This is a genomic window from Variovorax humicola (genome assembly GCF_037889915.1).
In the GTDB taxonomy this organism is placed as follows: domain Bacteria; phylum Pseudomonadota; class Gammaproteobacteria; order Burkholderiales; family Burkholderiaceae_C; genus Variovorax; species Variovorax humicola.
In genome coordinates, this window is record NZ_JBBKZV010000002.1 from 311,224 (window position 1) to 324,548 (window position 13,325).

General features: G+C 62.0%; 11 protein-coding genes. 4 read left to right on the top strand and 7 right to left on the bottom strand.

Translation table 11 applies throughout. The annotated features are described in order from the left end of the window. Window positions 1-100 precede the first annotated feature (100 nt). Genes pobA through WKW80_RS05300 form a run of 4 tightly spaced genes read left to right on the top strand, consistent with a single transcriptional unit; the run spans window position 101 to window position 3,657 of the window. A complete protein-coding gene (gene pobA, locus WKW80_RS05285; RefSeq protein WP_340362500.1) occupies window positions 101-1,282 on the top strand; it encodes a 4-hydroxybenzoate 3-monooxygenase in 1,182 nt (393 codons plus the stop codon). 39 nt (window positions 1,283-1,321) lie between these two features. Beyond that, entirely contained in the window at window positions 1,322-2,074 is a 753-nt protein-coding gene (aat, locus tag WKW80_RS05290) for a leucyl/phenylalanyl-tRNA--protein transferase (protein WP_340362501.1), read from the top strand. Continuing rightward, complete coding sequence (locus WKW80_RS05295) at window positions 2,071-2,820, top strand: arginyltransferase (RefSeq protein ID WP_340362502.1); 750 nt, start codon at window positions 2,071-2,073, stop codon at window positions 2,818-2,820. Before aat ends, WKW80_RS05295 begins: the two co-directional genes overlap by 4 nt. 33 nt (window positions 2,821-2,853) lie before the next feature. Further along, the gene (locus tag WKW80_RS05300; RefSeq protein WP_340362503.1) at window positions 2,854-3,657 is read left to right on the top strand and encodes an IclR family transcriptional regulator; all 804 of its coding nucleotides are present in this window, start codon (window positions 2,854-2,856) and stop codon (window positions 3,655-3,657) included. A 135-nt stretch (window positions 3,658-3,792) separates the two neighbouring features. On the opposite strand, the gene WKW80_RS05305 is transcribed toward WKW80_RS05300, so the two are convergent. The 7 genes from WKW80_RS05305 to WKW80_RS05335 form a co-directional block, all read right to left on the bottom strand. After that, on the bottom strand, window positions 3,793-4,980 hold the full coding sequence (locus tag WKW80_RS05305; protein ID WP_340362504.1) for a serine hydrolase: 1,188 nt from the start codon (window positions 4,978-4,980) through the stop codon (window positions 3,793-3,795). A gap of 116 nt (window positions 4,981-5,096) precedes the next feature. Beyond that, the gene (locus tag WKW80_RS05310; protein ID WP_340362505.1) at window positions 5,097-6,635 is read right to left on the bottom strand and encodes a 2-isopropylmalate synthase; all 1,539 of its coding nucleotides are present in this window, start codon (window positions 6,633-6,635) and stop codon (window positions 5,097-5,099) included. Window positions 6,636-6,673: 38 nt separating this feature from the next. Next, the gene (leuA, locus tag WKW80_RS05315; protein ID WP_340362818.1) at window positions 6,674-8,377 is read right to left on the bottom strand and encodes a 2-isopropylmalate synthase; all 1,704 of its coding nucleotides are present in this window, start codon (window positions 8,375-8,377) and stop codon (window positions 6,674-6,676) included. A gap of 187 nt (window positions 8,378-8,564) precedes the next feature. After that, on the bottom strand, window positions 8,565-9,389 hold the full coding sequence (pssA, locus tag WKW80_RS05320; protein WP_340362506.1) for a CDP-diacylglycerol--serine O-phosphatidyltransferase: 825 nt from the start codon (window positions 9,387-9,389) through the stop codon (window positions 8,565-8,567). Window positions 9,390-9,763: 374 nt separating this feature from the next. Then, window positions 9,764-10,780 carry a ketol-acid reductoisomerase gene (ilvC, locus tag WKW80_RS05325; protein WP_340362507.1) on the bottom strand — a complete coding sequence of 339 codons (1,017 nt, stop codon included), beginning with the start codon at window positions 10,778-10,780 and terminating at the stop codon, window positions 9,764-9,766. 52 nt (window positions 10,781-10,832) lie between these two features. Next, the gene (gene ilvN / locus WKW80_RS05330) at window positions 10,833-11,324 is read right to left on the bottom strand and encodes an acetolactate synthase small subunit (protein ID WP_340362508.1); all 492 of its coding nucleotides are present in this window, start codon (window positions 11,322-11,324) and stop codon (window positions 10,833-10,835) included. A 129-nt stretch (window positions 11,325-11,453) separates the two neighbouring features. Further along, window positions 11,454-13,238 carry an acetolactate synthase 3 catalytic subunit gene (locus WKW80_RS05335; RefSeq protein WP_340362509.1) on the bottom strand — a complete coding sequence of 595 codons (1,785 nt, stop codon included), beginning with the start codon at window positions 13,236-13,238 and terminating at the stop codon, window positions 11,454-11,456. Between the last annotated feature and the right edge of the window lie 87 nt (window positions 13,239-13,325).

Here is a 13,325-nt window from a genome sequence, read left to right on the forward strand (position 1 = left end):
TCATCGCGCAGACGTTTTGATCATCGCACACATCCGTCGATTCGGGCTTTCGAGTTCGACGCCCGCCCCCTACGCTTGCAGCCGACAAAGGAGACACCCCATGAGAACGCAAGTCGTCATCGTCGGCGCCGGCCCCGCGGGCCTGTTGCTCGGGCAGCTTTTGTACCGCGCAGGCATCGACAACATCATCATCGAGCGCCAGAGTGGCGACTACGTGCTGAGCCGTATTCGCGCCGGCGTGCTGGAGCAGGTGACGATGGACCTGCTGCAACAGGCCGGCGTCGATGCGCGCGCACAGCAAGAGGGCCTGCCGCACGACGGCATCGAACTGCTGTTCAAGGGCACCCGGCATCGCATCGACCTTCACGGATTGACGGGCGGCAAGAAGGTCACCGTGTACGGCCAGACCGAAGTCACGCGCGATTTGATGGCAGCCCGGGCCGCCGAAGGCCTCACAACGATCTACAACGCGACGCCGGTCAGCCTGCACGATTTCGAAACCGCGAGGCCCTCCGTGCGGTACCAGAAAGACGGCGCCACGAAAGAGATCAAGTGCGATTTCATCGCCGGATGCGACGGTTATCACGGTGTCAGCCGCGCCAGCGTTCCCACTGATGCGCTACATCTCTATGAAAAGGTTTATCCGTTCGGCTGGCTCGGCATCCTGGCCGAAGTGCCGCCGGTCTCGCACGAACTGATATATGCCAATACCGGGCGCGGATTCGCACTGTGCAGCATGCGCAGCGAGCACCGCAGCCGCTATTACCTGCAGGTGGCAAGCGACCAGAAAGTCGAGAACTGGAGCGACCACGCCTTCTGGGACGAACTGCGCAATCGCCTGGACCCCGAAGCGCGGGAGTGTCTCGTCACCGGACCATCGCTGGAAAAGAGCATCGCGCCACTGCGCAGCTTCGTCGCTGAGCCGATGCGCTTCGGCAGCCTGTTGCTGGCCGGAGACGCCGCTCATATCGTCCCACCGACGGGCGCCAAGGGCCTCAACCTGGCAACCGCCGACGTCGGATTCCTGTCGCGCGCACTCGAGATCCATTATCGCGAGCGGAGCGCATCCGCCCTCGATCGCTATTCCGAGTTGTGTCTGCGCCGCGTCTGGAAAGCCGAGCGATTCTCGTGGTGGTTCACCTCGCTGATGCACCGGTTCCCGGAAAACGGCGAGTTTGGCCAGAAGATCCAGGAAGCCGAACTCGACTACCTCGTCAACTCGCGCGCGGCGTCGACCTCACTCGCGGAAAACTACGTAGGCCTGCCGCTGGAATCCTTTTGAATCACGAGGCAGACACGCAAACGCGTGTATACCTCCAGCATGCAAATCACATGGATCGCGCCCGGCGAATCGTTGCCCGACCCTGCATTGGCCTGGGGCCCTGACGCGCCCGTGCCCGGCCTCCTCGCGGCCGGGGGCGAGTTGGGCGTCGAGCGTTTGCTGGAAGCCTACGGCAACGCCATCTTTCCGTGGTTCAGCGACAACCAGCCCATCCTGTGGTGGAGCCCCGAGCCGCGCATGGTGCTGGAGGTGGCACGCTTCCGCCTGCACCGGTCGTTGCGCAAGACGATCGACCAGTTTCGGCGTCGGAACGGCTGCGAGGTTCGCATCAATCACAACTTCGAAGCAGTGATCCGGGCCTGCGCCGCCACGCCGCGTGCCGGCCAGTCCGGCACCTGGATCGTGCCGGACATGGTGGAAGCCTATGTCGCCCTGCACCATTCCGGCCATGCGCACAGCGTCGAGACCTGGATCGACGGCCGGTTGGCCGGCGGCCTCTATTGCGTGGCGATCGGCCGCGCGGTGTTCGGCGAATCCATGTTTGCGCGCCAGGCCGATGCTTCCAAAATCGCCCTCGCCGCATTGGTGAGCTTCTGCCGCCGCCACGGCATGCCGATGATCGACTGCCAGCAGAACACGGCCCACCTGGCCAGCCTGGGCGCCAGGGAGATGCCGCGCGGTGCATTCATCTCGCACGTGACGCGCGCTCGCAACCAGCAAGGCCCCACCTGGCATTTCGACCCCGTATACTGGAACGAACTCCTGCTTGCGCGACCTTCGCCACTGACGTGACGCACCTCAAGGATCTTCCGCTCCACACGCTGCAGTTCTATGCGACAGCGCCCTATCCGTGCAGCTATCTGCCGGACCGACAAGCGCGCTCCCAGGTCGCTACGCCCAGCCACCTGATCCACAACGATGCCTATTCCGACCTGGTGTTGGCCGGCTTCCGGCGCAGCGGCATGTTCACCTATCGCCCCTATTGCGATGGTTGCCGTGCCTGCGTGCCGTTGCGGGTAAAGGTCGAAGAGTTCACTCCCACGCGCAGCCAGCGCCGCGCCATGGCGCGCCACGGCAACCTGCAGGCGCGCGTGCTCAAGCTCTGCTTCGTCCCCGAGCACTATCAGCTGTACCTGCGATATCAGAATGGCCGCCATGCGGGCGGCGGCATGGACCACGACAGCATCGATCAGTACACCCAGTTCCTGCTGCAGAGCCGCGTCAACTCGCGCCTGGTCGAATTTCGGGAAACCCTGCCCGATGGCGGCGTCGGCGCGCTCAAGATGGTGTCGATCCTCGACGTGCTGAACGACGGACTTTCCGCCGTTTATACCTTTTATGAACCTGATGCTGGTGCAGGTTACGGCAACTATGGCGTACTGTGGCAAATCGCGCAGGCGCGCACGCTGGGGCTGCCGCACGTCTACCTTGGCTACTGGATCGCGGGCAGTGCCAAGATGAACTACAAGGCGCTCTACAGACCGCACGAGTTGCTCATTGACGGGCGTTGGCAAGCGCAAAGCGATTTCACAAAGTAAAATCGCGGGCGATACAACCCTGTACCGCCGCCCATGAGAAAACCCCAATCCGACGTTGCAGCGACACCTGTCATCCAGGTGATCGAGCGCATGTTTGCCTTGATCGACGTGCTGGCCTCCCGCGAGGAAGCCATCTCGCTCAAGGAGATCAGCGAGAAGACTGGATTGCACCCTTCCACCACACACCGAATACTGAACGACCTGGCCGTCGGCCGATTTGTCGATCGGCCCGAAGCCGGTAGCTATCGGCTCGGGATGCGCCTGCTGGAACTGGGCAATCTGGTCAAAGGCCGACTCAACGTGCGCGACGCTGCTTTGACGCCCATGCGAGAACTCCACAAACTCACGCAGCAGCCGGTCAACCTGAGCATGCGCCAGGGCGACGAGATCGTCTACATCGAGCGCGCCTACAGCGAGCGCTCTGGCATGCAGGTGGTACGCGCGATCGGCGGCCGTGCGCCGCTCCACCTTACCTCGACCGGCAAGCTGTTTCTCGCGGCCGACGATCCGCAGCGCGTGCGCAGCTACGCCACGCGCACCGGGCTGGCCGGCCATACGCGCAACAGCATTACGCAGTTGCCGGCACTGGAGCGCGAATTATCGAAAGCGCGCCAATACGGGATCGCCCGCGACAACGAGGAGCTTGAACTGGGTGTCCGCTGCATGGCCGCCGGTATCTACGACGACCAGGGCAAGCTGATTGCCGGGCTTTCCATCTCTGCGCCCGCAGATCGGCTCGACGACGGGTGGCTGCCGAAGCTGCAAGCCACTGCAAACGAAATTTCCGGCGCGCTAGGCCACAGCACCGACACGCCTGCGACGACGCCTCCAGCCTGAAGGCAGTCGAGGGGAGGTGAAAGCCGTTGTCAGGCTTCCGCCTGAGTCGGCCTGAGTCGGCCTGAGTCGGCCTGAGTCGGCTGACCGGAGAAGGTCGCCGGCAGAAGAGCCCGCCGGCCGCCTGAAGGGTGCCGCTCAACCGGCAGCGCCGACCGTCACGATTTGATGGCGCGCCGCAGGCGCCGTCATCAATTGAGTCGCTTCCACCCAGCGGCGAACGCGCTCGGCGTCGCCGATGCGGCTCAGCTTGCCGGCGGAATCCAGGAACACCATGATCAGCTTGCGACCGGCGATCTTCGTCTGCATGACCAGGCACTGGCCTGCTTCCGAGATGTAGCCGGTCTTCTGCACGCCGATGTCCCAATCCGGGTTCTTGACCAGCCGATTGGTGGTGTTGAATTGCATCATGCGATTGCCGACCTCAACCTGGTATTCCGGCGATGTCGACAGTTCGCGCACCGTGGCGTCGGCCGATGCTGCATTCACAAGCAGCGCCAGATCCTGCGCGCTCGACTGGTTACTACTCGACAAGCCGGTCGGCTCGACATAGCGGGTGTCCTTCATGCCGAGCGAACGCGCCTTGGCGTTCATCATGCTCACAAAGGTCGCCAATCCACCCGGATAGGTGCGACCTAGCGCATGCGCTGCGCGGTTCTCACTGGACATCAACGCCAGGTGCAGCATCTCGCCACGCGACAAGGTGGTGCCCACGCGCAGGCGCGAGCGGCTGAATTTCTCGGTGTCGACGTCGTCTTCGGTGATGGTGATCGGCTCGTCCATCGGCAGATGTGCTTCGCTCACGAGCAAGCCCGTCATGAGCTTGGTCAGCGATGCGATCGGCAACACCGCATGGTCATTCTTGCTGAACAGCACTTCGCGTGTGTCCTGGTCAATGACCAATGCCACGCTCGACTTCAGGTCGAGTTCGTCCTGGCTGTGCAGGCCGGCGAGTTGTCCATACGAAAGCTTCGGCGGCGCTGCGTCGGCCAATCGAACCACAGAGCGACGTTGCACGGCGACAATCGTCCTGCCGTGGCGCGTGCGAACCGTGGCCACCACGTTCTTGCCAGCGCGAACCGAGCGGTCGGCCTTTTCAGCCTTGGTGGCAACTGCGGCCTTGGCTGGCGCAGACTTGGAGGCAGTGGTCGCCTTCTGCTTCGACGAAGCACCGGCCTGGGACTTTTTGGCGGAAGCAGAGTCAGGGTGCTTGGCGGCCTGCGCTGCGGACAACAAAAACGCCGTAGCACACAGAGCGACGGCGATCATACGAAATGCGGGTTGAAACCGCTGGCTGGAAACTCGGTGTAGTCGGGCTTCAGGCATCAATAAATCTCCAGCGGCGACGAAAGAAGTGCGCAGTTTAACGATATCGAAAAAGACACGCAATATCAGTTAGTTGCATTCGCTTCCTCAATCGAACACAAAGGAACTCAAAAAAGCTAACCTTGTGCGGCAATTCTCTCAGCTTGGCTCTGTAACTTGTTGAGCGCACTCAGATATGCCTTGGCCGAAGCCACGACGATATCCGGGTCTGCCCCAACGCCATTCACCACCCGCCCGGCGTTCTGCAGCCGCACGGTCACTTCTCCCTGGCTCTCGGTCGATCCGCTGATCGCATTCACCGAATAAAGCACCATCTCCGCCCCACTCTTCACAAGTGACTCGATCGCCTTGAGCGAGGCATCGACCGGGCCGTTGCCATCCGATTCACCCGTGACTTCCTTGCCATTGGCAGTGAACACCACGCGCGCCTGGGGCCGCTCCCCGGTTTCGCTGTGCTGGGACAGTGAAACAAAAGCAAACTGCTCTCCAACGTGCGACCCGTCCTCGTCGCTGACCAACGCGAGGATGTCTTCATCAAATATTTCGCTCTTGCGGTCGGCCAGTTCCTTGAAGCGGGCAAAGGCGGCGTTGATGTCGCCCTCGCTTTCCATGGCGACGCCCAGGTCCAGCAGTCGCTGCTTGAACGCGTTGCGACCGCTGAGCTTGCCCAGCACGATCTTGTTGGTAGTCCAGCCGACGTCCTCGGCCCGCATGATCTCGTACGTATCGCGGGCTTTCAAAACGCCATCCTGGTGGATGCCGGACGCATGCGCGAAGGCGTTGGCGCCAACCACGGCCTTGTTCGGCTGTACGACGAAGCCCGTCGTCTGGCTTACCATGCGGCTGGCCGCAAGTATGTGCTGGGTATCGATGTTCATGGTCAGGCCGAAATAGTCCTTGCGGGTCTTCACAGCCATGACGATTTCTTCCAGCGAACAGTTGCCGGCCCGCTCACCCAGGCCATTGATCGTGCATTCGACCTGCCGAGCGCCGCCCAGCTTCACGCCGGCCAGCGAATTGGCCACGGCCATGCCGAGGTCGTTGTGGCAATGCACCGACCAGATCGCCTTGTCGCTGTTCGGGATGCGTTCGCGCAACGTCTTGATGAAGTTGCCGTAGAGCTCCGGGATCGCGTAGCCCACGGTGTCCGGCACGTTGATCGTCGTCGCACCTTCAGCGATCACGGCTTCCAGGACGCGGCACAGGAAATCCACGTCGCTGCGATAGCCGTCTTCAGGGCTGAATTCGACATCCGCAATCTGGTTGCGCGCAAAGCGCACGGCCAGCTTCGCCTGCTCGAACACCTCGTCGGGCGTCATCCGCAGCTTCTTCTCCATATGCAGCGGCGACGTGGCGATGAAGGTGTGGATGCGCCCGCGTGCGGCGCCCTTGAGTGCCTCGGCTGTGCGCGAGATGTCGCGGTCATTGGCTCGCGCCAGACCGCACACGGTCGAGTCCTTGATGACGCCGGCGATCGCCTTCACCGCCTCGAAATCGCCATTCGAACTGGCCGGAAAGCCGGCCTCGATCACGTCGACCTTCAGCCGCTCGAGTTGCCTTGCGATGCGCATCTTTTCGTCGCGCGTCATGGACGCGCCCGGCGATTGCTCCCCGTCGCGCAAGGTCGTGTCGAAAATGATCAGTTGGTCGGTCATCGTGTCTCTCCGTTTTCTTGCAATTGCCGAGCTGCGCCTCAGGCCGGCTCAGCCACCGATTGTGCGCTGCGGGCACCTCGTTCTCGCGCCCGCTTCAGGCCCGAAACGATGGCTTTCAGCGAGGCGGAAATGGTGTCTGCATCAATCCCCACGCCGAACAGAGTTTGCGACTCGTCGACGCGCAACTCAAGATAGGCGACCGCCTTGGCGTCGGCGCCCGCGCCGATGGCATGCTGGTGATAGTCGATCACCCGCACGGCATGGCCGGTGGTGTCGACCAGCGCATGAATGAAGGCGTCGATCGGACCGTTTCCGCGCCCCTCGATCGGGCAAATCTCGCCGTTCCACGGCAGATCGCCGCGCAGCACCACCGAGGCGCCCTCCCCCTCGCCTTGCTCCTCGAGCACCCGGTGTTGCAAGGCATGTACTGTGTTCAGTCCGTACTCGCGCTCGAACAAGGCGTAGAGGTCGGCCGCGCTCAGCTCCTTGCCGGCAACATCCATCACGCGTTGCACAGTCTGCATGAACTCCATCTGCAAGCGGCGCGGCATCTCAATGCCGTATTCGCTTTCGAGCAGATACGCCATACCGCCTTTGCCCGACTGACTGTTGACGCGGATCACGGCTTCGTAGCTGCGCCCCACGTCCTTTGGGTCGATTGGCAGGTAGGGCATGTCCCAGATGTCGCCTTCCTTCCGCGCCGAAAACGCTTTCTTGATCGCGTCCTGGTGCGAACCCGAGAATGAGGTATAGACCAGGTCACCCACATAAGGATGGCGCGGGTGCACCGGAATCTGGTTGCAATGCTCGACCGTCGCGCGGATGTCGTCGATGCGGGAGAAGTCCAGCTCGGGCGATACGCCCTGGGTATAGAGATTGAGCGCGACGTTCACCAGATCGAGGTTGCCAGTACGCTCGCCGTTGCCGAACAAGCAGCCTTCGAGGCGATCGGCGCCAGCCATCAGCGCAAACTCGCCGGCTGCGGTGCCGGTGCCCCGGTCGTTGTGCGGATGCACCGACAGCACGATGCCGTCACGCCGCTCCAGATGGCGATGCATCCATTCGATCATGTCGGCAAAGATGTTCGGCGTGGAGTGCTCGACGGTCGAGGGCAAATTGATGATGCACTTGTTCTGCGGCGTCGGTTCCCAGACCGCAGTCACGGCATCGACCACACGCTTGGAAAAAGAAAGATCGGTGCCCGAGAACATTTCCGGCGAGTACTGGAACGTCCACTGCGTGTGAGGCTGCTTTGCAGCACAGTCCTTGAACATCTCGGCATGCACGGTTGCGAGTTCGACGATCTCGTCCTCGTTCATTCCGAGGACCACCTTGCGCATCACCGGCGCGACGGCGTTGTACAGGTGGACGATTGCACGGGGCGCACCCTGCAGCGAATCGAAGGTGCGCGCGATCAAATGGTCGCGCGCCTGGGTCAGCACCTGGATGGTCACGTCATCGGGAATGCGGTCTTCCTCGATGAGCTTGCGTACAAAGTCGAATTCGACCTGCGAAGCCGAGGGAAAGCCGACCTCGATCTCCTTGAAGCCGATCGCCACGAGCTGTTCGAACATGCGCATCTTGCGCCCGATGTCCATGGGCTCGACCAGCGCCTGGTTCCCGTCGCGCAGGTCCGTCGACAGCCAGATCGGGGCCTTGGTCAGCACGGCATCCGGCCAGGTGCGATCCTTGAGGCCGATCGGTGCGAACGCGCGGTACTTGCGGTCGGGTTGCTTCAACATTTGATTCTCTCCATTGGGGGTGGTGAACCAGCAACCCCAAACAAAACGGCCCGTTGCTGGTGCGAACGGGCCGTGAAAAAAGGTTTGCGCGTGCGCTACCGTCTCCGCCCGAAGGGGATCAGTAGTAGGGCCAGCGAAATCTTTTGCATGAAGAGAGCGAGTGTAGCAGAGCGAGAGCGCCTGGCAATCAGTTGTGCAGGCCGCGTTCGTCCGGCTCATCGGTCGAGGTGCTGATCACGCTCACCGGATGACCCTTGGCCTTGCGCCATGCATAGACCACATAGCCGCTCAATCCGTAGGCCACGAACACACCGAACAACACCGTCGGCGGATCGATGTTGATGATCGCGATACCCAGCGCAATCAGCACCATCACTGCGAACGGCACGCTCTTCTTCATCTGGATGTCCTTGAAGCTGTAGAACGGCACGTTGGTCACCATCGTCAATCCCGCGTAGAGCGTGAAGGCGAAGGTGATCCACGTGATCTGGTTCCACGTCAGGAACAACACTTCGCCGCCCCGCCGTCCGGACTCGGTGATAAGCCAGATGAATCCGGCCACCAGGGCAGCGGCCGCAGGCGACGGCAGCCCCTGGAACCACCGCTTGTCGACCACGCCGGTGTTGACATTGAACCGCGCCAACCGAAGGGCTGCGCAGGCGCAGTAGACAAAGGCGGCGATCCAGCCCCATCGGCCCAGCCCCTTGAGCGACCATTCGTAGGCAATCAGCGCCGGCGCGGCGCCGAAGGACACCATGTCGGACAGCGAATCCATTTGCTCGCCAAACGCGCTCTGGGTGTTGGTCATGCGGGCCACGCGACCGTCCAGGCTGTCCAGGATCATCGCGGCCCCTACGCCCATCGCCGCCAGGTCGAAGCGCGAATTCATCGCCATGACGATCGAATAGAAGCCACCGAACAACGCGGCCAGCGTGAACAGATTGGGAAGGATGTAGATGCCCTTGCGGCGCTTGCGCGGCAGGACCGCGTCAGGCACGGTGTCGTCATGCATCAAATCGGCCTCCAGCGCACGTGAGTTGGGCGCATTCAGCTATCGGATTCATAGCAGGACAGGGTTGGATTCGCATTGTCGGCAGTGTAGTTCAGGCAGTCTCGTGCGCCTCTAAAGAAAAAGGTCCTTCGGACTTTCCAGTGGGTCAAAACGCCGCGGCAGTTCCGGTCGCTTGGAGGCACAAACAGCCCCGCCAGACCGGAACCCGCACCAGCGCTCGCTTTCCGAGGCATCGAGGGAATTCACGAAGGTGCGATTGGGCAGTTTCATGTCGGTTGCAGCCGCTCGAATTTCCCCAGGCGACCCACTCCAAACCCTGAAGGACCAAGAAAAAAGGCCACCCGCGGGGTGGCCTCCTGTGGTCGCAGGGGCGATCAGTTGCGGGTCTGGTCGACCAGCTTGTTCTTCTTGATCCAGGGCATCATCGCGCGCAGCTTGTCACCGACGACCTCGATCTGGTGCTCGGCGTTCAGGCGGCGGCGGCTGATCAGCGTCGGTGCGCCGCCGGCGTTTTCGAGCACGAAGCTCTTGGCGTATTCGCCAGTCTGGATGTCCTTCAGCACCTGCCTCATGACCTTCTTGGTCTCTTCGGTCACGATGCGCGGGCCGGTGACGTACTCGCCGTATTCGGCGTTGTTCGAGATCGAGTAGTTCATGTTGGCGATGCCGCCTTCATAGATCAGGTCGACGATCAGCTTGAGCTCGTGCAGGCATTCGAAGTACGCCATCTCGGGCGCGTAGCCGGCTTCCACCAGCGTCTCGAAGCCGGCCTTGATCAGCTCGACGGTACCGCCGCACAGCACGGCTTGTTCGCCGAACAGGTCGGTCTCGGTTTCTTCGCGGAAGTTGGTCTCGATGATGCCGGCCTTGCCGCCGCCGTTGGCGGTGGCGTAGCTCAGGGCCAGGTCACGGGCCTTGCCGGACTTGTCCTGGTGCACGGCCACGAGGTGGGGCACGCCGCCGCCCTGGGTGTAGGTGTTGCGAACCGTGTGGCCCGGGGCCTTGGGGGCGACCATCCAGACGTCGAGGTCGGCGCGCGGCTGCACGAAGCCGTAGTGCACGTTGAAGCCGTGCGCGAAGACGAGCGATGCGCCTTCCTTGATGTTCGGCGCGACATCGTTCTTGTAGACGTTGGCGATCTGCTCGTCGGGCAGCAGGATCATGACCACGTCGGCCGATTTCACGGCGTCTGCGACTTCGGCGACCTTCAGGCCGGCCTTCTCGACCTTGGGCCAGGAAGCGCCGCCCTTGCGCAGGCCGACCACGACCTTCACGCCGCTGTCATTCAGGTTCTGTGCGTGGGCATGGCCTTGCGAGCCGTACCCGATGATGGCGACGGTCTTGCCCTTGATCAGGCTCAGATCCGCGTCCTTGTCGTAATAAACCTTCATGAATTGCTCCTTCGTTGATTCGGGGTGTGTGTTGAAACTGGATTCGTGGAATTCAGACGCGCAGGATGCGCTCGCCGCGGCCGATGCCGCTGGCGCCGGTGCGCACCGTCTCGAGGATCGCGCTGCGCTCGATCGCCTCCAGGAATGCGTCGTTCTTGCCATGGTCACCGGTGAGCTCGATGGTGTAGCTCTTGTCGGTGACGTCGATGATGCGGCCGCGGAAGATCTCGGCCATGCGCATCATTTCCTCGCGCTCCTTGCCGACGGCGCGCACTTTCACCATCATCAGCTCCCGCTCGGTGTAGGAGCCTTCGGTCAGGTCGACGACCTTCACGACTTCGATCAGGCGGTTGAGATGCTTGGTGATCTGCTCGATGACTTCATCGGAACCGGTGGTGACGATGGTCATGCGCGACAGGCTCGAATCTTCGGTCGGGGCGACCGTCAACGATTCAATGTTGTAGCCACGGGCCGAAAACAGGCCCACCACGCGGGAGAGTGCGCCGGGCTCGTTTTCGAGCAGCACGGCAATGATGTGTTTCATAAGCGGAAGACTCCTCTTTTCGGTGCCCTCCCCTCGCAGCGGTAACCGCGAGGCTCGGCAGCCAATAGATTCGTCTGGATCAGGTTGAACAGGATGCCGACTCGCCTGGCGAGCCGGCCGGTGGTCTCTTTACAGGTCTTCGGAACCCAGCAGCATTTCCGTGATGCCCATGCCGGCCTTCACCATCGGGAAAACGTTCTCGGTGGGGTCGGTGCGGAAATCCATGAACACGGTCCGATCCTTGAGCTTGCGTGCTTCGCGCAGCGCCGGCTCCACGTCCTGCGGACGTTCGATCAGCATGCCGACGTGACCATAGGCTTCCGCGAGCTTCACGAAGTTGGGCAGCGCATCCATATAGCTGTGGCTGTAGCGGCCGGAGTATTCGATCTCCTGCCACTGCCGCACCATGCCGAGGTAACGGTTGTTCAGCGACACGATCTTGATTGGCGTGTTGTATTGCAGGCAGGTGGAAAGTTCCTGGATGCACATTTGCACCGAGCCTTCGCCGGTGATGGTGAACACTTCCGAATCGGGCTTCGCGAGCTTGATGCCCATGGCGTAGGGAATGCCCACGCCCATGGTGCCAAGGCCGCCGGAGTTGATCCAGCGACGCGGCTCGTCGAAGCGGTAGTACTGCGCAGCCCACATCTGGTGCTGGCCGACGTCGGACGTGATGTAGGTATCGGCGTCCTTCGTCATGTTCCAGAGCGTTTCCACCACGTACTGCGGCTTGATCACGTCCTTGTTGCCGCGGTCGTAGGCCAGGCAGTCCTTGCTGCGCCAGGCTTCGATGGTCTTCCACCAGTCAGCCAGCGCACCGGCGTCTGGCCTGGTGGTGCTTTCGCGGATCATCGAGATCAGTTCGGTGAGCACATCCTTCACGTCGCCGACGATCGGAATGTCGACCTTCACGCGCTTGGAGATGCTCGACGGGTCGATGTCGATGTGGATGATCTTGCGTTCGTTCTGGGCGAAGTGCTTCGGGTTGCCGATCACACGGTCGTCAAAACGCGCACCGACGGCCAGCAGCACGTCGCACGTCTGCATCGCGTTGTTGGCCTCGATCGTGCCGTGCATGCCCAGCATGCCCAGGAACTTGCGGTCGCTTGCCGGGTAGGCACCCAAGCCCATCAGCGTATTCGTGACCGGATAGCCCAACATGTCGACCAGCGTGCGCAGCTCGTTGGTGGCGTTGCTCAGCAGAACGCCACCGCCCGTATAGATATAGGGCCGCTTGGCATTGAGCAGCAACTGCAACGCCTTGCGGATTTGCCCGCCATGGCCCTTGCGCACGGGGTTGTACGAGCGCATTTCAAGCTTTTCCGGATAGCCGGCATAAGGCGTCTTCTTGAAGGACACGTCCTTCGGCACGTCCACGACCACCGGGCCCGGACGCCCGCTACGGGCAATGTGGAAGGCCTTTTTCATCGTCAGGGCCAGATCCTTCACGTCCTTGACGAGGAAATTGTGCTTGACGATGGGACGCGTGATGCCGACGGTGTCGCATTCCTGGAACGCGTCGAGTCCAATGGCGGCGGTCGGCACCTGCCCCGAAATGATGACCATCGGGATCGAGTCCATGTACGCCGTCGCGATACCTGTGACTGCGTTGGTCAGGCCGGGGCCGGAGGTGACCAGCGCCACGCCGACTTCACCGGTGGCGCGGGCATAGCCGTCTGCCGCATGGACCGCCGCCTGCTCATGCCGGACCAGCACGTGCTGCATGGTGTCCTGCTTGTAGAGCGCGTCGTAGATGTAGAGAACCGCGCCGCCCGGGTAGCCCCAGATGTACTGGACGTTCTCGGCCTGCAGTGCCTTGACCAGCACTTCAGCGCCCATGAGTTCTTGTGTTTGGTTGCCCATCCCCGAGGATGCGGCTGCTGCGGAAACGAGTTCCGATTTGGTGATTTCCATGATGAACCTTTTGTGATTTTCGGGAACGAAAAACCTTGGGTGCCCCTTGCCAACCCTTGTGAGGTCGCGTCGGGACTTGAGGCCAAA